Raw genomic sequence first — 24500 nt, forward strand, 5'->3', positions numbered from 1 at the left:
TGTTCATGGTTGACGACACCGACAGGCGTCCTTCGCCGGATGCGCTTCTGGAAGCCGCGGAGCGGGAGCTGCGCGGCAAATTGCGTATTTTCCTGGGCGCGGCTCCGGGCGTCGGCAAGACGTTCGAGATGCTGTTGTCGGCGCGCGCCCGCAAGGCCGAGGGCGTCGACGTGATTATCGGTGTGGTCGAGACCCACGGCCGCGCCGAGACCGAGGCGCTGCTGCAGGGTTTCGAGATCGTGCCGCGTGTGGAGGTGCCCTATCACGGCCGGACGCTGACGGAGATGGATCTCGACGCCATCCTGGCGCGGCGTCCGGAACTGGTGCTGGTCGACGAGCTTGCCCATACCAATGCGCCGGGCAGCCGCCACCCGAAGCGCTATATCGACATCGAGGAACTGCTGGCGGCGGGTATCGACGTCTACACCACCGTCAACATCCAGCATCTCGAAAGCCTGAACGACATCGTCGCGCAGATAACGCGCATACGCGTGCGCGAGACCGTGCCCGATTCCTTCATAGACCGCGCCGACGACATCGAGGTCGTCGACCTGACGCCGGGCGACCTGATCGAACGGCTGAAGCAGGGCAAGGTCTACATGCCGCAGACGGCGCGGGCGGCAATCGAGAACTATTTCACGCCCGGCAACCTCACTGCGCTGCGCGAGCTCTCGCTGCGCTGCACCGCGCAGCGCGTGGACGAGCAGCTCGTCAGCCATATGCGCGAGAATGCCATTCCGGGGCCGTGGGCGGCGGGCGAGCGGGTGCTGGTCTGTGTCGACGAGGCGCTGCGTTCGCCGGCCATCGTGCGCTATGGCCGACGTCTGGCCGAGCGGCTGCGCGCTCCCTGGTCGGTAGTGACGGTGGAGACGACGCGCACTGCGCGTATGTCGGAAGCCGATCGTGACCGTCTCGCCAATACGATGCGGCTCGCCGAATCGCTTGGCGCCGAGACCATGACGCTGCCCGGCCGCACCGTTGCGGAAGAGATCATGCGCCATGCGCGCGAGAAGAACGTCACCCACATCGTGGTCGGCCGTTCCGACAAGTCGCGCTGGCGCGAATGGCTGGAAGGGTCGGTGGCGAATGATCTGATCCGCATGGCCGGCGATGTCAGCATCAACGTGGTGTCGGGGCGCGAGCCGGCGCCCAAGCCGCCGCGCGGTGCGGTCGAGGACGCCGCGGCCAGCGGGCTTTCGCTGCGGCCCTATCTCGCCAGTCTTGCGATCATCGCCGGCGCGTTGGCGCTGAGCGAGGGCCTGCAGCAGACGCTGGATGTGTCCAATATCGGCGTGGTGTTCCTGATGGGCGTGCTGATCAGCGCGCTGAGGTTTGGCCTTGGGCCGGGCATCTTCACCAGCGTGGTCAGCGCGCTGGCGTTCAACTTCTTCTTCCTGCCGCCGCTCTACACCTTCACCATCGGCGACCCCGAAAGCATCATCACCTTCATTTTCTTCCTGATCGTCTCGGTCGTCGCAAGCGATCTCACCTCGCGCGTGCGGGCGCAGGCCATGGCCGCCCGGCAGCGGGCGCGGATGACAGAAAACCTCTATCTGTTCTCGAAAAAGCTGGCCGGCACAGCCACGCTGGACGACGTGCTCTGGGCGACGGCATTCCAGATCGCCTTCATGCTCAAGGTGCGCGTGGTGCTGCTGCTGCCCGAACACGGGCGCATCACGGTGAAGGCCGGCTATCCACCGGAGGACACGCTCGACGAGGCGGACCTTGCGGCCGCCAAATGGACCTGGGAGAACGACCGTCCGGCCGGGCGCGGGGCGGATACGCTGCCGGGCGCCAAGCGCCTGTTTCTGCCGCTGCGCACGGCGCGCGGCGCCATCGGCGTCGTCGGCATCGACGACGATCGTCAGGGGCCGATCCTGACGCCAGAAAGCCGGCGGCTGATGGATGCGCTGACCGATCAGGCCGCGCTCGCCATCGAACGGGTGCATCTGGTCGAGGATCTCGACAATGCGCGCCTGGCGGTCGAAGCCGACCGGCTGCGGCAGGCTTTGCTGACCTCGATCTCGCACGATCTGAAGACGCCGCTCGCCGCCATCATGGGTGCCGCCGGAACGCTGAAGGAGTTTTCGACTGCGCTCGACAAGCCGACCAAGGAGGACCTGCTCGGCACCGTGCTGGACGAGGCCGAGCGCCTCAATCGCTTCATCGCCAACCTGCTCGACATGACCCGGCTGGAATCGGGGGCGATCGCGCCCAATTGCGGCTTGCACGATCTCAATGAGATCATCGGCAGCGCGCTGTCGCGGGCCAAGAAGATCCTTGCCGGGCACGAGATCGAGGTCGACCTGCCGGCGAACCTTCCGATGCTGCGCATCGACCCGGTGCTGTTCGAGCAGGTGCTGTTCAACCTGTTCGACAATGCCGCGAAATATTCGCCGGCCGGTTCGCGCATTCGCGTGCAGGCCTTTGCCGGTGAACGGAGCGTGACATTGCAGGTACTGGATGAGGGGCCGGGCATTCCACCGGACGAGCTCGAGGACATCTTCGGCAAGTTCACCCGCGCCCGAAAGGGCGACAGCGTGCCGGCCGGCACCGGGCTCGGCCTTGCCATCTGCCGCGGCTTCGTGGAAGCCATGGGCGGAACCATCGCCGCCGGCAACCGCACCGACCGCAAGGGTGCTATCTTCACCATTCGCATGAAACTGCCGTCGGCGCAGACGGCAAGCAGGGACATCCCATGAACGCGCCCGCGATTAAAATCCTTGTCGTCGACGACGAGCAGCCGATCCGCAAGCTGTTGCGGGCGGGGCTGGCGACGCAGGGCTATGTCATCATCGATGCGCCGAACGGCAGGACGGCGCTGGAGGAGATGGCCAACAGCGCGCCCGATCTGGTGGTGCTGGATCTCGGTCTGCCTGACATTCCCGGCCAGGAACTCCTGAAGCGCTGGCGGGCAGAGGGCAGCTCGGTGCCGATCGTCATCCTGTCGAGCCGTACCGACGAGGCCGGCATCGTGGAGGCGCTGGACCTCGGCGCTGATGATTACGTGACAAAGCCCTTCGGCGTGAACGAACTGATCGCGCGCATCCGCGTGGCGCTGCGCCATCGGCTGCAGCAGCAGGGCGAGAAACCGGTGTTCCAGACCGGCGCGCTTTCGGTCGACCTTGTGCGCCGCATCGTCAGGGTCGATGGCGCGGAGGTGAAGCTGTCGCCGAAGGAATACGACATCTTGCGCACGCTGGTGCAGTTTGCCGGCAAGGTGCTGACCCACAATTTCCTGATGAAGCAGGTGTGGGGCGAGGTGCAGGACGTGCAGTATCTGAGGGTCTATGTGCGTCAGCTGCGCCAGAAGATCGAGCCCGATCCGGAGCAGCCGCGCTACATACGCACCGAGACCGGCGTCGGCTACAGGCTGAGCGAAGCGGATTGAAGGCGGCCCGGCTGTCGCCGGGCGGAAGAGCTTAGGACCGGCGTCAGGTCACGATCATGGTGATCGAGGCGGCGATAAGCAGGGCGGCGACGAACAGCAGCGCGCCGTAGATGGGCGGCTTGCCGAACAGAACGGCAAAGGCGGAACCCCAAACGACGATCGCCGATGCCAACGCGTACAGGAAGGCCGGCTTATTGCTCCAGGCGATGCCGTACGCCATCAGGCCGCCGATGATCAGCGCCCCAAACAGCAGCATTATCGACAGCGCGAATTTCTCGACCGAATCCATTGCTCGTCCTCTCGTCCTTGCGGCTGAATGTGCCGGATCGCGTCTTTTTGAGCAATGCCTGTCGAGCATCAATTGGCGGAATTTGCGGCCGATGCGCTCGACTATTCGGCGTCTGCTGTGCCTTCGTGTATCAGCGCCCCAGAAGGTTGCGCTCCACCGTCTGGAGATGGGCCAGCATGGCTTGCTTGGCACCGTCGGGATTGCGCTCGATCAGCGCCTCGACGATGGCCTGGTGTTCGCGACAATAGGTCTGGCGCCGCTCTTCCGAGAAGGAGCGCTTCTTCATCTCGAACCAGGGCGACTGGTTGCGCAGGATGCGCATGAGGTTATGGATTTCCTTGAGGAAGTCGTTGCGCGAGCAGGCGAAGATGCGGTGGTGGAACTCCGCGTCCCAGTGCTCGAAGGTCGGCATGTCGGCGCTGTCGCATGCCGTCTGGTGAGCTTCGCGCACGGCGATGAGCTCGCTGCTGCTGGCATTGGTGGCGGCGAAGGATGCGGCCGCCGGCTCGAGGAGCAGGCGGATTTCCATCATGTCGGCTGGGCTGGTGCCTTCCATCCGCCCCACCACGGAAGCCAGCGAATTGGGATCGGGATCGGCCAGGAAGGTGCCGCGGCCGATCTGCCGCACCACCGTACCGTCCGCCTCGAGCAGGTGCACCGCGCGCCGTATGGTGTTGCGGGCAACGCCGAAGGCTTGGGCAAGGTCGCGCTCGGGCGGGATGCGGCCACTCTCGGTCCATTCGCCGGAGGCAATCCGTTTCCTGAGTTCCGTGGCGATATCGGTGGCGACAAGCCTAGGCATGAGCAAGCACCTTTATTTGATCCAATTTTGCACCATTCATAATGGCACTTCGAGCCGAGGTCCACAGCAAAGCTGCGGAGATCCGGCAGTTTGGCAGTGAAAATTCCCCGCTTCTGCAAATGGCAGCAACCGACGGTGGCATTTTTCGTTTCGTTTGCCAATAGAATCTGCTTGCGAGCTGAACCAATCGACGCTAGCGTAGCAGAAAGAAGCCGAATTGGCTCACTAATGGTTCATAAGGGGGAAGCGAATGAGGGTTGCGACATTTTCCATCGCCGGCGAGCGCCGCGTAGGCCTTGTTGATGCCGAAGGTGAAACGATCGCTCCCTTCGATCTTTCCGTCGAGGCCGCCAAGGGCGGCATTCTCGCCCTGATTGAGCGCAATGGCGCGCTGCCGCGCACGCTGTCGCCGCTACCGCTTTCCAGCGTCGAGCTGGAGGCGCCGATCCCGCAGCCGCGCCGCAACATCTTCTGTGTCGGCAAGAACTATCACGAGCATGCGCATGAGTTCGCGCGCAGCGGTTTCGACTCGAGTGCGGCCGCCGGTGCGATCCCGAAGGATCCGATCATCTTCTCCAAGGTGCCGGAATCGGTGGTTGCTACGCATTCCAAGGTGCTGATCGATACGAAGGTTTCGTCGGCTATCGACTACGAGGCCGAGCTTGCAGTCATCATCGGCAAGGAAGGGCGCGGCATCTCCAAGGAAGACGCGCTGGACCATGTGTGGGGCTACACCATCGTCAACGACGTGACGGCGCGCGACCTGCAGGGCAAATACAGCCAGTGGCTGATCGGCAAGTCGCAGGACACGTTCTGTCCGATGGGGCCGTGGGCTGTGACCAGGGACGAGCTCGACCTGGAGACGGCCGGCATACGCTGTTTCGTCAATGGCGACATGCGCCAAAATTCCAAGATCTCGCTGCTGATCTTCGACATTCCGACGATCATCTCGACGCTTTCGCAAGGCATTACGCTGAAGCCGGGCGACATCATCGCCACCGGCACGCCGGCTGGCGTCGGCATCGGCTTCAACCCGCCGAAATATCTGAAGGCGGGCGACGTGGTGCGCGTCGAGATCGACGGCATCGGCACGCTGGAAAACCGCTTCTCGGAGTGGGCGCAATGACCACGGTCACCGTCGGCCAGACTGTTTTGGAGGTCACAGGGGAGGGGTTCCCCGTCGTGATGATCCATGGTCTCGGCGGGACGTCCAACATGTTCCAGCCGCAGCTGCAGGCGCTGTCGGGCTATCGCGTCATCCGGGTCGATATTCCTGGCTCGGGCCGATCGCCCCGGCCGCTCGATCCGCTCACCATCGAAATGATGAGTGAGGCCGTCATCCGCGCCATGGACGGGGTGGGTGTGAGCCGGGCGCATTTCGTCGGCCATTCCATGGGAACCATCGTCTGCCAGCAGATCGCGGCCAACAAGCCGGAACTGGTGGCTTCGCTCGCACTGTTCGGCGCGCTTACCGAGCCGGCGGATGCGACGCGGACCGGCCTTGGCAACCGGGCCAAGCTTGCCCGCTCGGGCGGCATGTCCGACATCGCAGACCAGATCGTGGCCAATGCGATTTCGGCCCATACGCGAGAAAATTCGCCGGCGGCGGTAGCCTTCGTGCGCGAGTCGATCACGCGTCAGGACCCCGAATCCTACGCCCGCACCTGCGAGGCGCTGGCCAAGGCGAACGCCGTCGATGCGCGCCGGATTACGGCGCCGACGCTTCTGGTCACCGGTGACGCCGATGCCGTCAATCCGGTGGGCGTGGCGCAGGCGCTGGCCGACAAGATCAAAGGTGCCGTGCTTTCTACCATAGACAGATGCGGCCATTGGGCTACGGTTGAGCATCCACGCGAGTGCAACCAGAAACTGACGGAATTTCTAAGGCGCGCAGACCGGTGATCTGAGGACGAAGACACCGGCGCGGGAGGGCGCCTTGCCACTTTTGGGAGGAAGAGATGGCAGACGATAGCTGGAGCGGAAACGGCTCGGGTGGCACGCTGTTCACCAACGTGCGCATTCTGGATGCCACCGGCGACTATCCTTATACGGGCGAGGTCCTGGTGCAGGGTAATCGCATCAAGCAGATCACGAGGGGTTCGTCGCGCTTCGGCTCGTCCTCGTCGGCCTATGGCGGCATGACGGTCATCGACGGCATGGGCGCGACGCTGATGCCTGGCATGATCGACGCGCATCTGCATCTTTCCTGGAACAACGCGCCCGGTATCGATCCCATCCAGATGATGGAGACCGAGGAGCACATGCTGGTGACCATGGAAATGGCGAAGCTGGTGTTGGACGCCGGCTTCACCGCCGGTCGAGGCGCGGCGGCCGCAAAGCCGCGCCTCGACGTGGTGGCCAAGAAGTTCATCAACCAGGGCCGCTTCCCCGGCCCGCGCTATCTGGCGGCAGGACCGGAGATCACCACCGTGGGTGGGCTCGGCGATTCCGCGCCATCGCACATCCCGCATGAGGGCTTGAACCTCGGTCTCGTCGTTTCCGGTCCGGAAGAGATCCGCCGCACCGTGCGCACGCTGATCAAATACGGCGTCGACTCCATCAAGCTCAACCTCTCGGGCGAATCCATCACCGGCATGGGTGCTGAGGAAACGCCGATGTCGGAGGAAGAGGTGGCGATGGCCGCGCAGGAAGCGCGCTGCCGCAACAAGGTGCTCTCGGCACACGCCCGCTCGTCGGGTTCGGTCAAGCAGTGTATCCGCCACGGCATCCAGAATATCTATCACGCCTCCTTTGCCGACGAAGAAGCGCTCGACCTCTTGGAAGCGGCCAAGGACAAGCACTTCGTGGCGCCGGGCATGGCCTGGCTCATCAACACGGCGCGTCATGCCGAACAGTGGGGCATCAAGCCCGGCTCGCGGCTCGCCATGGAATATGAGCGCGAGCTCGAAATGTGCATCGACACGATGAAGAAGATGCACCGGCGCGGCATCCGCATCTGCATCGGCGGCGACTACGGCTTTGCCTGGACGCCGCAGGGCACCAACGCCAAGGACATCCAGACCTTCGTAGAGATGCTCGGCTTCTCGCCGATGGAAGCCATCATGGCGGGCACCAAATATGGCGGCCAGATCATGAACATGGGCGACGAGCTCGGCATGGTCAAGGAAGGCTACCTCGCCGACATGCTGCTGATCGACGGCGATCCGACCGCCGACGTGCGCATCCTTCAGGACCAGAACCGCATCCTTGCCATCATGAAGGACGGCAAGTTCCACAAGGCGCCGCGCATGAACGAGCAGCGCCGGCGGCTGACCGCATGAGCACGCTCGAACGGCCAGGCGCTTCCGCCAGCTTGTCGGGCGGCGGGGGGATCACGAAGCGGCAGGCATGGGGCATCGTCTGGCTCCTTGCGGCGGCAGTGTTTGCCTGGCTGATGCTTGGCGTCTGGCCGGACTGGTTGAACTCAATCCTGACCTCGAAGAAGGCCTTCGCCAGCGCCGTGCTCAACGGGCTGACGCTGGCCGGGCTCTATTTCCTGGTGGCGAGCGGTTTTACGCTGGTCTTCGGCCTGATGCGCAACGTCAATCTCGCGCATGGCTCGCTCTATCTGCTCGGCGCCTATATCGGCTACGAGGTCTCGACCCGCACCGGCTACTGGCTGCTGGGCGTGGCCGCCGGCTTCGTCGTGCTGGCGCTGGTCGGCCTCGTCATGCAGATTTTCGTCTTTCGACGGCTGGAGGGCGATGACCTGCGCCAGACGCTGGTGACGATCGGCATCTCCATCGTCGCGGCCGACCTGATGCTCGCCGTGTGGACCGGCACGACCTACCAGATCGTCACGCCGGCTTGGCTCGACGGCGCGGTGGGACTGCCCATCATCACGGCGGTGAAATCCAGCGGCGAGGCCGTGTTCCTTCGCTATCCGTTCTATCGGCTCGTAGTGCTGGGCGTGGCGATCGTCATCGGCGTCGGTCTCTGGCTGATGCTGAACCGCACGCGCGTCGGCATGATGATCCGCGCCGGCGTCGATGACCGCGCCATGCTGTCGGCCTCGGGCGTGAACGTGCACGCCGTGTTCGCCATCGTCTTTGCCATCGGGGCGGGGCTCGCCGGGTTTGCCGGCGTCGTCGGCGGCTCGGCGCTGTCGGTGGCACCCGGCGAGGACGTGCGCTACCTGCTCGCCTCGCTTGTCGTGGTGATCGTGGGCGGCATGGGCTCGATCACGGGAGCGGCCATCGGCGCGCTGCTCATCGGCCTCGCCGAGCAGATCGGCCTCGTCTACTTCCCGACCTACGGCATCGTGCTCACCTTCGTCATCATGGTGGTGGTTCTGGCCGTGCGGCCGCAGGGCATCATGGGGAAGGCGCGATGACGGCTCTTTCCTCGACAGACAAGCCGGCCGCGCAGTCGATCCTCGAAAAGATCGGCGCCGGAAACATCGTGCTGCTGGTCCTGCTGGCGCTTTATCCGGCGGTGGCCTCGGGCTTCTTCCTCACGCAGATCGGCGCCTATTCGCTGATCCTTGGCATGATCTCGCTGTCGCTGATGCTGCTCGCCGGCTATGGCGGCATGGTCAGCCTGGCACAGATTTCGGTGGCCGGCCTTGCCGGCTACACGGTGGCGATCTTCGGGCTCAACAATTCCGGCGTGCACGGCTTCGGCTGGCCGTTCTGGATCGTGGTGCCCTTCGCGACGCTCATTGGGGCGATCGCTTCGGCACTGATCGGTGTGATTTCCAACCGCACCGAAGGCATCTACACGATCATGATCACGCTCGCGATCGCGACGGCCTTCTTCTATTTCACCCAGCAGAACTACTCGCTGTTCAACGGCTTTCCCGGCTACACGGGCATCCGCGCGCCGGAGTTCTGGGGCGTCAACTGGCGCGATCCGATGCCGTTCTACTATCTGTGCCTCGGCTTCTCTGTGATCGCCTATGCGGCCGTGCTTTACGGCTCGCGCTCGACCTATGGGCTGACGCTGCAGGCGGTGCGGGACAATCCGCGCCGCATGCGGGCGCTGGGCTTCAACGTCACCGCGCACAAGGTGGTCGCCTATTTCTACGCCGGCATCATTGCGGGCCTCGCGGGCGTGCTTTTGGTCTGGTTCAACGGGCGCATCTCGCCCGGCACCATCAATGTCGGCGCCGCCATCAATGTGCTGATCATCGCCGTGATCGGCGGCATGCGCCATCCCATCGGCCCATTCCTCGGCGCCGTCGTGGTGGTGCTGATGCAGACCTTTGCCATCGATATCGTCGGCGCCGAGCGGTTCAACACGCTAATCGGCATGTTCTTTCTGGTGATCGTTTTCGTATCGCCGGATGGTCTTCTTGGGTTGTGGGGGAGGATCAAACCACATCTGGCCCAGGAATCCTTGCGCTCGGGTCCATGAGGGGACGGGCGGCTTCAGATTGATCCAAAGACAACCAGGGAGGGAAGTAATCATGAGGATCCATCGGCGAACACTTTTGGCGCTGGCGCTGGCCACGGGACTGACTGCGCCGTCGCTCGCTTGGGCGGAAGACTCGATCAAGATCGGCCTTCTGGCGACCTTCGAAGGCCCCTTCACCGTGCTGGGCGAAGACGGCGAGCGCGGCGCCATGACGGCCGTGGATGAAGTCAGCGGCATGGTCGCCGGCAAGAAGATCGAGATCGTCAAGGGTTCGTCCGACGCCTCGCCCGATAGCGCCGTGCGTGCTGCCCGCAAGCTGGTCGAGCAGGACGGCGTCAAGGTGCTGGTCGGCCCGCTCTCCGGCGACGAGGGCATCGCCGTCAAGGACTATGCCAAGACCCATCCGGAAGTGACCTTCGTCAACGGCTCTTCGGCCGCCCAGGACACCACGCTGCGCGACCCGGCCTCGAACTTCTTCCGCTTCGGCACCGACGGCGCCCAGTGGATGGCCGGCCTCGGCACCTATGCTTTCAACGAGAAGGGCTACAAGAAGGTCGCGACCGTCGCGGAAGACTACTCCTTCCCCTACACGCAGGTGTTCGGCTTCATGGCCGAGTTCTGCAAGGCGGGCGGCACGGTGCCGTCGAAGTCCTGGGTGCCGATCGGCAACAAGGACTATTCCTCGGTCATCGCCGCGATCCCAGACGATGTCGACGCCATCTATGTCGCGCTCGGCGGCGCCGACGGCGTGAACTTCCTGACGCAGTACCAGCAGGCCGGCGGCAGCGCGCCGCTGATCGGCGGCTCGATCACGGTCGACCAGACCGTGCTGACCTCGAAGGGCAAGATCCGCGACGTCCTGATCGGCACGCCATCGGCCGGCCCGATCGCCGACACCAACGACACGGCGGAGTGGAAGTCTTTCGTCGACGCCTACAAGAAGCAGCCCAACGCCTTCCCGTCGCCCTCGCTGTTCGCCCATGCCTACTATCTCGACATGAAGGCCCTGCTGATGGCGCTCAACGAGACCGGCGGCGACGTCTCGGACGGCGGCAAGAAGCTGCAGGAGACGCTGGCGAAGGTTTCCTTCGATGGCCCCACCGGCAAGGTCTCGCTCGACAAGAACCGCAACGCGATTGCCGACATGTATCTGACGGAGGTGTCCGAGGGCACCGACGGCAACCTTTACAACAAGCTCGTGAAGGTGGTGCCGCAGGTGAACCAGACGCTTGGCATGGCTGAAGACGAGTTCCTGAAGCTCGGCGTCGTCGGCCGTGACAATCCGTCCTGCCCGTAAGAACAACAAGCATAAGGCGACCACCAGTGGCCGAGATTTCAGTTGCATCCCGCCTGCAAGGCTCCGGCGCATACGCGCTGGAGCTGGACGGCATTGCACGCCATTTCGGTGCGCTGGTGGCGCTAACGGGCATCAATATGAGGATCGCGGCCGGTGAGCGGCGCGCGGTCCTCGGCTCCAACGGCGCCGGCAAGACGACGCTGTTCAACGCCATTACCGGCGACTTCCTGCCGACTGCCGGGCGCATCCGCTTCTTCGGCGAGGACATCACCGATCTGCCGCCGCATGAGCGCATCCGGCGCGGCCTGCGCCGCACCTACCAGATTTCGCAACTCTTCAAGGGGCTGACGGTTCTCGACTCGATCTTCCTGGCCTGCCGGGGCGTGTCGCGCAGCCGCTTTTCGGTGCTGCGTCCCTCGGCCAACGACGTGAACATGGTGCAGGCGGAATCGATCCTGAACGCCGTGCATCTCGAAGGCGACCGCGACGCGATGGTGGCGACGCTGTCGCACGGCCAGCAGCGCCAGCTTGAGATCGCACTGGCGCTTGCCGGCGCGCCGCGCTTCATCCTGTTCGACGAGCCGGCAGCGGGCCTGTCTCCCACAGAGCGGCGCGATCTTGTCGCCATCCTCAACGCGCTGCCCAAGCACATCGGCTACATCATCATCGAGCACGACCTTGATGTCGCGCTGCGCGTCTCGGAATATGTGTCGATGATGCACAATGGGCGGCTGTTCAAGGAGGGCACGCCGCAGGAGATCGAGGCCGACCCGGAAGTGCAGGAGATTTATCTCGGGGGCAAGCATGGCTGAGCGCGCCACTTCTTCCGGCAAGGCCGTCTTGAGGATAGACGACCTGCAGGTCTATTACGGCGAAAGCCACGCCATACAGGGTGTGTCGCTGACGCTCGAAAGCGGCGTGCTGTCGGTCGTCGGCCGCAACGGGATGGGCAAGACGACGCTCTGCAACACGATTACGGGCTTGAAGCGCGCCCGCTCCGGCTCGATCCGCGTCAATGGCCGCGAGATCTCCTCGCTGGAGCCGCACGAAATCCACCGCCTCGGCGTCGGCTATGTGCCGCAGGGCCGGCGCGTGTGGCCGAGCCTGACCGTGGACGAGCATCTGCGGCTTGCCGCCGGCAGCCGCCGCGATGCGAGCTGGACCGTCGAGCGCGTCTACCAGACCTTTCCGCGACTGGCGGAACGCCGCAACAATGGCGGCTCGCAGCTTTCGGGCGGCGAGCAGCAGATGCTGGCGATTTCGCGCGCGCTGCTGAGCGACCCCAAGCTGCTCGTCATGGACGAGCCGACCGAGGGCCTGGCGCCGGTCATCGTCGAACAGGTCGAGCGGATGCTGATCACGCTCGGCCAGGAAGGCGAGATGGCGATCCTCGTCATCGAGCAGAATATCGGCGTCGCGACCGCCGTGTCCGACCGCGTCGCCATCATGGTCAACGGCCGCATCAACCGCATCATGGACGCCAAGGCGCTGGCCGCCGACCGCGATCTGCAGCAGCGACTGCTCGGCGTCGGCCGTCATTCGGAAGAGGAAACGGTTTCGCCCGCCGTGGCAGCACAGGCGCAGGAGCAACTGGCCGAGGTCTACCGTATCGAGCGCGGCGGCAACGAAGCCGGGCAGGGCGACCAGCCGGTGAATGGCGTCTACCGCCCGGTGACCAGCCTGCCCAACCGCTGGAACGTGCCAGTGACCGCCATGCGGCAGGCGGCGGTGGAGAAGGCTGCCCCGCAGGATGATCTCAAAAAGGTCTTCGCCATTCCCTTCTCCGAGCGCATCGGTCGCACCGTGCTCGTCACTGGGACCTTCGACACCAAGGGCAAGGAACTGCGCTTCATTGCCGACAGGCTGAAGTCGCTCGGCATTCCGGCCCGCACCGTCGATCTCTCCACTTCGGGCAAGCCGTCGAGCGTCGACGTGACGGCTCTGCAGGTGGCGAGCATGCATCCTTATGGCGCCTCCGAGGTCATGTCGGGCGATCGCGGCAAGTCAGTCACGGCGATGGCCGAAGCCTTCGCCCGCTGGGTGGGGCGCGAGCCGCGCCTCGGCGGCATAATTTCCGCAGGCGGCTCGGGCGGCACGTCTCTCGCCACCGCCGGCATGCGCGCACTGCCGGTCGGCATCCCGAAGATCATGGTTTCGACCGTGGCGGCTGGCGACGTCGGCAAATATGTCGGCGGCGCCGACATCATGATGTTCCATTCGGTGGCCGACGTGCAGGGGCTGAACTCCATCACCGAGCAGGTGCTGGGCAATGCCGCGCATGCCATGGCCGGCATGGTGGCGCAGTTGCCGGACGCGGAAGCATGGGAAGCCAAGCGCAAGCTGGCGCGCCCGGCGGTCGGCATCACCATGTTCGGCGTGACCACTCCCGCCGTGCAGGCCGTCACAAAACGGCTCGAGGCCGACTATGACTGCCTCGTCTTCCACGCCACGGGCACCGGCGGACGGGCGATGGAAAGCCTGGGCGACTCCCGGCTGCTGGCCGGATTCCTTGATCTTACTACGACCGAGGTTGCCGACATGATCGTCGGTGGCGTGTTCCCGGCCGACCAGGACCGGTTCGGCGCGGCGATCCGCACGGACCTGCCCTATATCGGCTCCGTGGGCGCGCTCGACATGGTCAATTTCGGGCCGCGCGATAGCGTCCCCGAAAAATTCAAAAGCCGCAAATTCGTGATCCACAATCCGAACGTGACGCTGATGCGCACGACGCGGGACGAGAACCGCACCTTCGGCGAATGGATCGGCGCACGTCTCAACCAGATGAATGGGCCGCTGCGCTTCCTGCTGCCCGAGGGCGGCGTGTCGATGCTCGATGCGCCGGGCGGCGCCTTCCACGACCCCGAGGCCGACAACGCGTTGTTCGAGGCCATCGAGCGCACGGTGCGCCAGACGCCGCAGCGCCGCATCCAGCGCGTGCGCGCCAATATCAACGACGCGGCCTTCGTGGACGCGGTCATAGAGGCATTCCAGACGACGATGCCCAAGCTTCAGAGGAGGGCGTAATGCCTCGTTTCGAACGTTCCGCGCTGATGGAAAAGTTCCAGGAGATGAAACGCCGCCGGGTGCCGATCGTCGGCGGCGGCGCGGGCACCGGGTTGTCGGCCAAATGCGAGGAAAACGGCGGAATCGACCTCATCGTCATCTACAATTCGGGTCGCTATCGCATGGCCGGCCGTGGCTCGTTGTCGGGCCTGCTCGCCTATGGCAACGCCAACGAGGTGGTGATGGAGATGGCGCGCGAAATCCTGCCGGTGGTGCAGCGCACGCCCGTGCTGGCAGGCGTCAACGGCACCGACCCGTTCCTCATCGCCGACCACTTCCTCGATCAGGTGAAGGCAATCGGCTTTGCCGGCGTGCAGAATTTCCCGACCGTCGGCCTGATCGACGGCACCTTCCGCGCCAACCTCGAAGAGACGGGAATGTCCTACGGGCTGGAGATCGACATGATCCGCAAGGCGCGTGAGAAGGACCTTCTGACAACGCCTTACGTGTTCAACGCCGACGAGGCCAAAGCAATGGCGGAAGCGGGCGCGGACATTGTGGTGTGCCATCTGGGGCTGACCACCGGCGGCTCGATCGGGGCTGAGACGGCGCTGAAGCTGAAGGATTGCCCGGCACTGGTGAATGAGTGGTCCGAGGCCGCGCTGAAGGTCAACAAGGACATCATCGTTCTGGTGCATGGCGGGCCGGTGGCCGAGCCGGAGGATGCCGAGTTCGTGCTGAAGAACACGGCCAATTGCCACGGCTTCTATGGCGCATCGTCGATGGAGCGGCTGCCCACCGAGCGGGCGCTGACCGAGCAGACAAGAAAATTCAAGTCGGTCGCCTTCGGCTGACCGCAGACTATCCGGGGAGGACAGGGACATGGCCGCGCAGACCTTTGGCACTTTGCTACTGTGGCTCATCATTTTCGTGATCGCCGTGGTGGTGGCCGTCTACATTCTGAGATGGCTCTACCGGCGTTCGACCAAGGAAACAGCGTTCGTGCGCACCGGCTTCCTCGGCGAAAAGGTGGTGGTGAATGGCGGCGCCTTCGTCATTCCGGTGCTGCACGAGATCACCCCGGTGAACATGAATGTCATGCGCATCGAGGTGCGGCGCGAGAACCAGGCAGCGCTGATCACCAAGAACCGCATGCGCGTCGACCTGATCGCCGAGTTTTTCGTGCGCGTTGGGGCGAGCCCAGACTTGGTAGCGGCGGCTGCCCAGACGCTCGGCCGGCGCACCATGCAGGAGGGCGGCTTGCGGGAACTGCTGGAAGGCAAGTTCGCCGCCGCCATGCGCACCGTCGCTGCCCAGATGACGCTCGAGGAAATGCATGAGCTGCGCCGCGACTATGCCGCCAAGGTGCGCGAACTGGCTGCCGAGTCGCTTGCCGCCAACGGCCTTGAGCTCGAAAGCGTCGCCATCGTCGACCTCGACCAGACCAGCCTCGAATTCTTCGACCCATCCAATGCCTTCGATGCCGAGGGCCTGACGCAGCTGACCGAATCCATCGAGACGCGGCGCCGTATGCGCAACGAGATCGAGCAGCGCACGCTGGTCGACATCCGCAACCAGAACCTCGACACCCAGCGCAAGGTGCTGGAGATCGATCGCGAGACCGAATATGCGCGGCTGGAGCAGGAGCGCGAGGTGGAAATCCGCCGCGCCGCCCAGCGCGCCGAGCTTGCCCGTGAGCGCGCCGTGCGCGACCAGGAGGCCGAGCAGGCGCAGCTTCTGGCGCGCGAGGCGGTGGAGAAGTCCCGCCTTGCCCAGGAGCGCAGCATCACCGAGGAGCGCATCCGCAGCGAGGAAGAGACCCAGCGCCGCGAGATCGCCCGCCGGCGTGCGCTCGACGAAGCCGAGCTGAAGATGCGCGAGATGACCGAGCGCGAGCAGATCGCGCTGGAGCTTTCGCTCGAAACGGCCCGCATCGAGCGCGAGCGCGCCCAGAGCGAGCTGGAGATCGAGCGCAAGAAGGCGCTGGAACTGGTCGAGCTGGAACGCCAGATCGCGCTTGCTGAAAAGGCGCTCGACGTAACCAAGGCCGAGGCCGAGAAGCGGCGCGGCGAGATCGTCGCCAACCAGAAGACCGAGGCCGAGCGGATCACCCAGGAGCGCGCGCTCGACCAGATCAGGCTCGAACGCGAGCGGCATCTGGAGGCGCTGCAGATCGCCAAGCGCCAGGCGTTCGAGGAAGCCGAGATCGCGGCGGCCGAGGAGGTGGAGCGGGCGCGCATCGCTACCGAGCGCGGCATCGAGGAAGCCAAGCTGGTCAAGGACCGCGACCTCAGGCAGCTCGCCGTCGACCGCGACCAGAAGGTGGAGATGGCCGAAATCCAGAAGGCAATCGACATCGCCAAGAAGACGCAGGAGCGTTCTTCCGCGATTGCCGCCGCCGAGTCCGTACGGGCCAAGGCCATCCAGGCCGAGGAGCAGGCCCTCACCGCCCGCGAGAAGGAGATCGCCGAACGCCGCAAGCTGACCGACCTGATCGCCGCCGCCCGCGAAGCAGAGCGTGAAGCAATGCGGGTGACGGCCGCGGCCGAGGCCGAGATGAAGGCCGCCAAGAGCCTCGCCGAGGCCCAGAAGATCGCCGCGAACGCCTCTGCAGAAGCCGAGAAGATCCAGGCACTGGCCGCCGCCCAGCGCTACGAGGTGGATGCCGCAGGCCAGCGCCTGCTTAACGAAGCCGAAAACCTGCTCACGGACGAGGCGCGCGCCGGTCGCCTGCGCGGCAAGCTGCTCGAGCGGCTCGAAGGCATCGTGCGCGAGAGCGTCAAGCCGATGGAGAAGATCGACGGCATCAAGATCCTGCATGTCGACGGCGTGCATGGCGGTGCCGGCGGCGGCAACCGCAACGTAACCGACGAGGTGATCGACTCCGCCCTGCGCTATCGCGTGCAGGCGCCGATGATCGACAACCTCATGAAGGAGATCGGCATCGAGGGCGGGTCGCTCGGCCGCATGACCGATGTGCTGCGCGACGCCAAGGACATTTCCAGCCTGACGCGCGACAAGAAGGGCAAGACCAAGAACGGCAAGGACGACAGCGACGACGATCGCGATCGTTGAGGGATCAGGGGATAATCCAATGCCGAAAGTCTATGTCTCCTCGGTGGTGAACGCGCCGGCGGCCGATGTCTGGCAGGTGGTGCGCAACTTCAACGGCCTGCCCGACTGGACGCCCTTCGTGGCCGAAAGCCGGATCGAGCAGAACGCCCGGCCCGACCAGATCGGCTGCATCCGCAATTTTACGCTGAACGATGGCGGGCGGATCCGCGAGCGGCTGCTGGCGCTTTCGGACTACGACCTCTCCTGCACCTATTCGATCCTCGAAAGCCCGATGGGCGTGGAGAACTACGTCGCCAAGCTGGCGCTGACGCCGATCACCGACGGCAACGCCACCTTCTGCGAATGGGAGGCGGAGTTCGACTGTGCGCCGGAACGGGAAGCCGCGCTGCTCCAGCAGATCGGCACGGGGGTCTTTCAGGCCGCGTTCAATTCGCTGAAGAAGCGGTTCGCGCGCTGACGTCCAGATGGTTCAGGTCTGCCAGAGCACCATTATCGACGCGCCGATCGACGAGGTCTGGCGCGTGCTGCGCGATTTCAATGGGCATGACCGCTGGCATCCGGCGATTGCGTCCAGCGTCATCGAAAACGGTGAGCCGGTGGACGCGGTCGGCTCGGTCCGGCGTTTTCGCCTGGCCGATGGCGGCGAGTTGCGGGAGCAACTGCTGTCGCTGTCCGACGAGGATTTTGGGCTGACCTATTGCCTGCTGGAATCGCCACTGCCGCTGATGGGCTATGTCGCCTCGATCCGGCTGAAACCCGTGACGGACGGCAACCGAACCTTCTGGGAATGGCGCTCCGAGTTCCACCCGCCGGCTAACCGGCGCGAGGAACTGGTGCGGCTGGTGACCGAGGGCATTTACCGGGCCGGATTTGCCGCCATCCGCAAGCTCTTGTCTGCGGGGCAGAGGCAAACTCCGGTTGCCGCGAGAGTTATGGACGCGCCGACGACGACAAAGCTCACGTCAAAACCGGTCGAGCCACTGTCAGCGGCCAACGCAGATCGCACGCGCGCTATCGTCGTGGCAAAACATGGCGGGCCGGAGGTGCTGGAGTTCCGCGAGATCGGGTTGCCCGCGCCCGGCTATGGCGAGGTCAGTATCCGCCACACCGTCATCGGCGTGAATTTCATCGACGTCTATTGCCGCACCGGTTATTTCGATCTGCTGAGGCTGCCGGGCGTGCCGGGCATGGAGGCGGCCGGCGTCATCGAGGCTATCGGGCCGGGCGTTTCGGGCTTTTCGGTGGGCGAGCGGGTGGCCTATGCCTGCCCGCCGGTCGGTGCCTATAGCGAGCGGCGCAACATGTCGCCGGAACTGCTGGTACGCCTGCCGGAGGACATCTCCGACGAGATCGCTGCCGGCGCGCTGCTGAAAGGTGTAGCGGCGAGCTTCCTGCTGCATGACGTGCAACCGGTGCGGCCCGGGAGCACAGTTCTGGTCCATGCGGCGGCCGGCGGCATTGGGCAGATACTGGTGCAATGGGCACGGCATCTGGGCGCGACCGTCATCGCCACCGTCTCCAACGACGACAAGGCGCGGCTCGCCGAGCGGCTCGGCGCTCATCATGTGATCGTCTACACCAGCGAGAATTTTGCCGATGCGGTGATGGAGATTACCGGGGGCCGAGGGGCCGATGTCGTCTATGACGCAGTCGGCAACGACACTTTTGCCGGCTCGCTGGCCGCGCTCGGCGTGCGTGGCCATCTCGTCAGCTTTGGGCAGGCCTCTGGTCCGGTCGGCAATTGGGACATCGGCCGTTTCTCGTCGAAGTCGATCACCGTCTCGCGGCCCAACTACGGGCACTTCACCGACAGCCAGGAAAAACTCGCGCCGCATGTGAACCGCTTCTTCTCGGCGTTGCGGCAAGGCATCGTGCGGATCGAGCCGCCGCGACGCTATCCGCTTGCCCAGGCGGCGGATGCCCATCGCGATCTCGAATCGCGTCGCAGCACGGGTTCGCTCGTGCTCACCGTCTGATCGCGGGCCTGTTTCCAGCGGCGGTGTTTCGCCGATGCATGGCGGTTTGATCCGTCGGTGCGAACGGCGCTCTTTCAAGGCTCCACGCATCCCAAAGCGCTTTGGATTAATTTCCGAACGAGATCGTGTATGGCAAAAGCTTGACGAAGGACGGTTTAAGGATTACGTCTGACGAAAATAGAAAATCGTCAGTCGTAAATCGAGCGCCTGAAATGACCGAAATCGCCGAAAGTCAGATGGATCCCGCCCGGCAGGAGAATGTTGAGCGCATCCTCGACGCTGCCGAACGGCTGTTCCGGCACTATGGTTATGCCAAGACCAATGTGGCCGACATTGCGCGCGATCTCGGCATGTCTCCCGCCAACATCTACCGCTTCTTCGCCTCGAAGGTGGAAATCCATCAGGCGATCTGCGGGCGCATGCTCGGCCAAGTCTACAAGATGGCGCTGGACATCTCAAAGCGGCCGATCAGTGCGTCGGACCGCATCCGCCTGTTCGTCAGTGAGCAGCATCGGCTGACCCTCGAGACCATGCTCGACCAGGAAAAAGTGCACGAAATGGTCGTCGTGGCCATCGAGCGCGACTGGCACGTCATCGAAAAGCACATCGACCGCCTCCACGATCTGGTTGCTCAGATCGTCAAGGACGGCATCGAGGCGGGCGAGTTCAAGGAACAGGACCCGGCGGTGGCCGCGCGCTGCATAGGAGCGGCGACGGCCTCGCTTTGCCACCCACAAATGGTGGCCCAGTGTCTCGCGAAACAAAATCGCGCGACATCCGACGAACTGATCGAATTCGTGATCAGGGCGCTGAAGAAATAGAAGCGGCCGCGGGCCGTCATTCGATAGCCGAACACAGTCAGGAGTGCGAACGATGTATTCGTTCAAGACCTTCAATACGAAGGTGCGTCCCTTTGCGCGCATAGCTTCAGTCGTCCTCATCGGCGCCGCCGTGGCGGCCTGTTCCGAGGCCAAGACGGAGACCGCTACCGAGATCGTGCGGCCGGTCAAGATCGTCGAGATCGCCAAGACCGGGGGGACGCGCGAACTTGAATATTCGGGAGCGGTGAGGGCGCGCACCGAAATGAATCTCGGCTTCCGCGTAGCGGGCAAGATCACCGAGCGTATCGTCAATATCGGCGACAAGGTGAAGCCCGGCGATGTTATCGCACGCGTCGACCCCACCGATTACCAGTTGGCGGTGACCTCGGCCGAAGCCAATCTCGAATCCGCCCAGAAGCAGGTCGAGACCGCAAGCCTGGCCAACAAGCGCGCCGAGCAGCTGTATGCCAAGCAGTTCGCCTCCGAGGCGCAACGCGACCAGGCAGCGCTGGCCTTCAAGCAGGCCGTGTCGCAGCGGGACGCTGCGATCTCCAACCTGCAGCAGGCGCAGAACCAGGTCGGCTACACGGAGCTGCGCTCCGACCGCAAAGGCATCGTCACCGCCATCAATGCCGACACCGGCCAGGTCGTCGGCACCGGCACGCCGGTGGCAGCGGTTGCCGTGGATGGTGAAAAGGAAGTGCAGATCGCCGTGCCGGAACTGGAAATCGCCCAGTTCCAGCCGGGCAAGCAGGTGCAGGTGAGCTTCTGGTCGCACGACGGGCTGAAGCTCGACGGCAAGGTGCGGGAAGTGGCCGGCAGCGCTGATGCGCAGTCGCGCACCTTTTCCGTCCGCGTCAGCCTGCCCAACGACAAGCGCGTGCTGCTCGGCATGACCGCGCGGATCGAAGCTGCCGTCGCAGGCGGCCATAGCTTCGTCTCCGTTCCGCTCAGCGCGCTCGCCTCGCAGGACGGCAAGCAGATCGTCTGGGTGGTGAAGCCGGATCAGTCGACCGTCCATGCACGAGAGATCAAGGTTGCCAGCTTCGTCGAAGACGGCGTGCAGATCGCCGAGGGGCTTGAGCCCGGCGACATCGTGGTGGCGGCCGGAACGCAGTTCATGACCGAGAACCTGAAGGTCAAGCTGCCGGACACCGAGCAGCGCTCAGCCTCGGGCGAAACGGACCAGGTCGTTCGATAGGGCATGATCACCCGAAAAGCTGCAGGCTTTTCGGACGGGATCATGCCGTGAAAACAAATGCTCAGGGCGAGAAGCGCTCTGAGCCACCTCCGAACAAAGCGCGGAACCACGGCCATGGATAGTTCCAGCCAGGAAAAGAAGCCCTTCAACCTGTCGCGCTGGGCGATCGGGCATCCGAGCATTGCCCGCTTCCTGTTTGCGCTGATCCTCGTTACCGGCGTGCTCGGCCTGATGCGCATGGGCCAGCGCGAGGACCCGGAATTCACCTTCCGCGTGATGGTCGTGCAGGCCGTGTGGCCCGGCGCCTCGATCCAGGAGATGCAGGATCAGGTCGTCAACAAGATCGAGCGCAAGCTGCAGGAAACCCCGCATCTCGACTGGGTGAAATCCTACACGCGGGCGGGCAGCGCCATCATCACCGTGCAGGTGAAGGGCGACACCAACGCCGCCGACGTAAAGGACGCCTTCTATCAGGTCCGCAAGAAGGTCGGCGACATATCGAGCGAGCTGCCGCAGGGCCTGCTCGGGCCCTATTTCAACGACGAGTTCGGCGACACCTTCATCACGCTGCATTCGATCAGCGGCGACGGCTATAGCTATCCCGAGCTGAAGAAGTTCGCGATCCAGGCGCGCGACATGCTCCTGGCGACGCCAGGCGTCGAAAAGGCCGTCATCATCGGCGACCAGCCGCAGCGCATCTATATCGACGTCTCATCCAAGGTGCTGGCCGAACGCGGCCTGACGCTGAATGACCTGCGCAACGCGATTGCCGGGCAGAATAATGTCGACCCGGCAGGCTCGGTCGACACCGGCACGAATTCGGTGCGCATTTCGGTGGAGGGCGACGTCAGCCGCGCCGACGACATACGTGAGCTGCGCCTGCGCGCCGGCACCCAGGTGACGCGGCTGGGCGACATCGCAACCGTTACGTCGGGCCTCGAAGACCCGTTCTCGCGAAAGTACCGCTTCAACGGTCATGACAGCGTCCAGATCGGCGTGGTGATGGCCAAGGGGTTCAAGGTCACCGACGTCGGCAAGGAGGTGGAGGCGACCTATGAGCGCTTCAGCTCCTCGCTACCCTACGGCGTTTCCGTCGAGCAGATCTCCAACCAGCCCGAAGTGGTGACCGACGCCATCAGCGAGTTCATGCGCGCGCTGATCGAGGCGCTGCTGATCGTGCTGGTGGTGTCGTTCCTGTCGATCGGCTGGCGCTCGGGCCTTGTCATCGCCATCGCCATTCCGCTGGTGCTGGCCGCCACCTTCGCCATCATGTACGAGCTCGGCATCGACCTGCAGCGCATCTCGCTGGGCGCGCTGATCATCGCGCTCGGGCTTCTGGTCGACGACGCCATGATCGTCGTCGAACTGATGGAGCGAAAGCTGGAGGAAGGCCTGGTGAAGGTGGATGCGGCGAGCTTCGCCTACACCTCGACCGCCTTCCCGATGCTGACCGGCACGCTGATCACCACCGCCGGCTTCATCCCCGTGGGCTTTGCGGCCTCGACGGCGGGCGAATATGTGCGCTCGCTGTTCTATGTCGTCGGCATCGCGCTGGTCACGTCCTGGTTCGTGGCGGTCTATTTCACGCCATGGCTCGGCAACATGGTCCTCAAGCAGCGCAAGCATGCCGGCAGCCACCACGACGTGTTCGACACGCGCTTCTATCGCCGCCTGCGCGGCACCGTGGGCTGGGCAGTGCGGCACCGCATCATCGTGCTTGCCATGACGCTGGCGGCCTTCTTCGGCAGCCTCTACGCCTTCCAGTTCATCCCGCAGAACTTCTTCCCGCAGTCGTCGCGGCCGGAAATCCTGGTCGATCTCTGGCTGCCTGAAGGCACCAGCATCAAGGAAGTCGAAAAGCAGGCCGAGGCGCTGGAAGCCCGCATGATGGACGATCCGGACAAGCGCTTCATCGCCACCTATATCGGCGAGGGCGCGCCGCGCTTCTTCCTGCCGCTCGACCAGCAGCTGCGCAATCCCAACTTCGCCCAGCTTCTGGTGATGGCCAATGACGAGCCGGCGCGCGAGCGCCTGATCGCCAAGATGCGCAAGATACTGGCCGAGGATTTCCCTTCGATCCGCGCCAAGGTCGACCGCCTGTTCCTCGGCCCGCCGACCGGCTGGCCGGTGCAGATGCGCGTGATGGGTTCGGACCGCGCCGAGGTGCGCCGCATCGCCGACCAGGTGAAGGCCAGGTTCGCGGAGGATCCGCGGCTAGGCGCGATCCATGACGACTGGCTGGAGCAGGTACCGGCAATGAAGCTGGTGGTGGACCAGGACCGGGCGCGTGCGCTTGGCGTGTCCTCGCAGCGCATCCGCCAGATGCTGCAGGCAACCATGTCGGGCGCGCCGCTGGACGATTTCCGCGACGGCGAGGAGACGGTGTCGATCATGGCCCGCGAGCCGGATGCCAACCGGCATCTGCTCTCGGCGGTCAACTCTGTCTACATCCCGACCGACTTCGGCGGCTTCGTGCCGCTGTCGCAGGTGGCCAAGGTGGTGCCCGTGATGGAGCAGGGCATCGAATGGCGCCGCGACCGCCTGCCGACCATCTCGGTCCGGGCGACGCTGCCCGACGGCGTGCAGTCGAACGACGTGACCGCCAAGCTCTTCAAGGATTTGAAGCCGCTGCGTGAAAGCCTCGCCCCCGGCTACAAGATCGAGGTGCAGGGTGGCGCCGAGGACAGTGCCGAAAGCCAGGCATCGATCGCCGCCAAGGTGCCGATCATGCTGTTGGTGATCGTGGTGCTCTTGATGGTGCAACTGCAGCATTTCGGCAAGGCGATGCTGGTGCTCGCCACCGGCCCGCTCGGCATCATCGGCGCGGCCACCGCACTGCTGATCAGCGGCGCGCCCTTTGGCTTTGTCGCGATCCTCGGCGTGATTGCGCTGCTCGGCATCATCATCCGCAACTCGATCATCCTGATCGACCAGATCGACCAGGACATCGCGGCGGGCATGGAGCGCTCGGAGGCGATCATCGGCGCTGCGGTGCGCCGCTTCCGGCCGATCATGCTGACGGCGTTGACGGCGGTGTTGGCGCTGATCCCGATCTCGCGCGGCGTGTTCTGGGGGCCGCTGGCCTACTCGATGATGGGCGGCATCCTGGTTGCCACGGTGCTGACGATCCTGGTTCTGCCGGCTGGCTATGCGCTGTTCTTCGGCAGGGAAAAGAAGAAGCCCGCCGAGCCGCAGGAAGAGCCTCGCGACAACATCGCCGAAATCGTTCCGCGACCGGCGCTGGCGGCAGAATAGGCGGACCACCGGATGGCCGCGAAGACCGCGAGCCG

19 protein-coding genes are annotated in these 24500 nt (G+C 64.6%); 17 read left to right on the forward strand and 2 right to left on the reverse strand.

Going from position 1 to position 24500, the window contains the following annotated elements; genetic code table 11:
- Positions 1-5 precede the first annotated feature (5 nt).
- Both M2281_RS10665 and M2281_RS10670 read left to right on the forward strand, forming a co-directional pair.
- Positions 6-2702, forward strand: a complete 2697-nt coding sequence (locus M2281_RS10665; RefSeq protein ID WP_280821028.1) for a sensor histidine kinase KdpD — start codon at positions 6-8, stop codon at positions 2700-2702.
- Complete coding sequence (locus M2281_RS10670; protein WP_280821029.1) at positions 2699-3391, forward strand: response regulator transcription factor; 693 nt, start codon at positions 2699-2701, stop codon at positions 3389-3391. Before M2281_RS10665 ends, M2281_RS10670 begins: the two co-directional genes overlap by 4 nt.
- A 43-nt stretch (positions 3392-3434) precedes the next feature.
- On the opposite strand, the gene M2281_RS10675 is transcribed toward M2281_RS10670, so the two are convergent.
- Positions 3435-3680: a hypothetical protein gene (locus tag M2281_RS10675; protein ID WP_280821030.1), complete on the reverse strand. Its 246-nt coding sequence runs from the start codon at positions 3678-3680 to the stop codon at positions 3435-3437.
- 130 nt (positions 3681-3810) lie between these two features.
- Complete coding sequence (locus tag M2281_RS10680) at positions 3811-4482, reverse strand: FadR/GntR family transcriptional regulator (RefSeq protein WP_280821031.1); 672 nt, start codon at positions 4480-4482, stop codon at positions 3811-3813.
- Between the two features lie 250 nt (positions 4483-4732).
- Here M2281_RS10680 and M2281_RS10685 point away from each other — a divergent pair, with 250 nt between their 5' ends.
- From M2281_RS10685 to M2281_RS10755, 15 genes are all read left to right on the forward strand, one after another.
- Positions 4733-5608: a fumarylacetoacetate hydrolase family protein gene (locus M2281_RS10685; RefSeq protein ID WP_280821032.1), complete on the forward strand. Its 876-nt coding sequence runs from the start codon at positions 4733-4735 to the stop codon at positions 5606-5608.
- On the forward strand, positions 5605-6384 hold the full coding sequence (locus tag M2281_RS10690; RefSeq protein WP_280821033.1) for an alpha/beta fold hydrolase: 780 nt from the start codon (positions 5605-5607) through the stop codon (positions 6382-6384). The genes M2281_RS10685 and M2281_RS10690 overlap by 4 nt, the downstream gene beginning before the upstream one ends.
- Before the next feature lie 56 nt (positions 6385-6440).
- Positions 6441-7763: a metal-dependent hydrolase family protein gene (locus M2281_RS10695; RefSeq protein ID WP_280821034.1), complete on the forward strand. Its 1323-nt coding sequence runs from the start codon at positions 6441-6443 to the stop codon at positions 7761-7763.
- Positions 7760-8815: a branched-chain amino acid ABC transporter permease gene (locus tag M2281_RS10700; protein ID WP_280821035.1), complete on the forward strand. Its 1056-nt coding sequence runs from the start codon at positions 7760-7762 to the stop codon at positions 8813-8815. The genes M2281_RS10695 and M2281_RS10700 overlap by 4 nt, the downstream gene beginning before the upstream one ends.
- Entirely contained in the window at positions 8812-9837 is a 1026-nt protein-coding gene (locus M2281_RS10705; protein ID WP_280821036.1) for a branched-chain amino acid ABC transporter permease, read from the forward strand. The genes M2281_RS10700 and M2281_RS10705 overlap by 4 nt, the downstream gene beginning before the upstream one ends.
- A 52-nt stretch (positions 9838-9889) precedes the next feature.
- Entirely contained in the window at positions 9890-11134 is a 1245-nt protein-coding gene (locus tag M2281_RS10710; protein ID WP_280821037.1) for an ABC transporter substrate-binding protein, read from the forward strand.
- Between the two features lie 35 nt (positions 11135-11169).
- On the forward strand, positions 11170-11946 hold the full coding sequence (locus M2281_RS10715; protein ID WP_280821179.1) for an ABC transporter ATP-binding protein: 777 nt from the start codon (positions 11170-11172) through the stop codon (positions 11944-11946).
- A complete protein-coding gene (locus tag M2281_RS10720; RefSeq protein ID WP_280821038.1) occupies positions 11939-14158 on the forward strand; it encodes an ABC transporter permease in 2220 nt (739 codons plus the stop codon). Before M2281_RS10715 ends, M2281_RS10720 begins: the two co-directional genes overlap by 8 nt.
- Entirely contained in the window at positions 14158-14991 is an 834-nt protein-coding gene (locus M2281_RS10725; RefSeq protein ID WP_280821039.1) for a phosphoenolpyruvate hydrolase family protein, read from the forward strand. Before M2281_RS10720 ends, M2281_RS10725 begins: the two co-directional genes overlap by 1 nt.
- Positions 14992-15019: 28 nt before the next feature.
- A complete protein-coding gene (locus M2281_RS10730; protein WP_280821040.1) occupies positions 15020-17212 on the forward strand; it encodes a flotillin family protein in 2193 nt (730 codons plus the stop codon).
- 19 nt (positions 17213-17231) lie between these two features.
- A complete protein-coding gene (locus M2281_RS10735; RefSeq protein WP_280821041.1) occupies positions 17232-17669 on the forward strand; it encodes an SRPBCC family protein in 438 nt (145 codons plus the stop codon).
- Positions 17670-17676: 7 nt separating this feature from the next.
- Positions 17677-19188, forward strand: coding sequence for a zinc-binding dehydrogenase (locus tag M2281_RS10740; RefSeq protein WP_280821042.1), 1512 nt, complete (start codon positions 17677-17679; stop codon positions 19186-19188).
- Positions 19189-19400: 212 nt separating this feature from the next.
- A complete protein-coding gene (locus M2281_RS10745; protein WP_280821043.1) occupies positions 19401-20009 on the forward strand; it encodes a TetR family transcriptional regulator in 609 nt (202 codons plus the stop codon).
- A 52-nt stretch (positions 20010-20061) separates the two neighbouring features.
- Complete coding sequence (locus M2281_RS10750) at positions 20062-21210, forward strand: efflux RND transporter periplasmic adaptor subunit (RefSeq protein ID WP_280821044.1); 1149 nt, start codon at positions 20062-20064, stop codon at positions 21208-21210.
- 114 nt (positions 21211-21324) lie between these two features.
- Complete coding sequence (locus M2281_RS10755; protein ID WP_280821045.1) at positions 21325-24465, forward strand: efflux RND transporter permease subunit; 3141 nt, start codon at positions 21325-21327, stop codon at positions 24463-24465.
- Positions 24466-24500 lie beyond the last annotated feature (35 nt).

This window comes from Pseudaminobacter soli (ex Li et al. 2025) (assembly GCF_029892515.1).
In the GTDB taxonomy this organism is placed as follows: domain Bacteria; phylum Pseudomonadota; class Alphaproteobacteria; order Rhizobiales; family Rhizobiaceae; genus Pseudaminobacter; species Pseudaminobacter soli_A.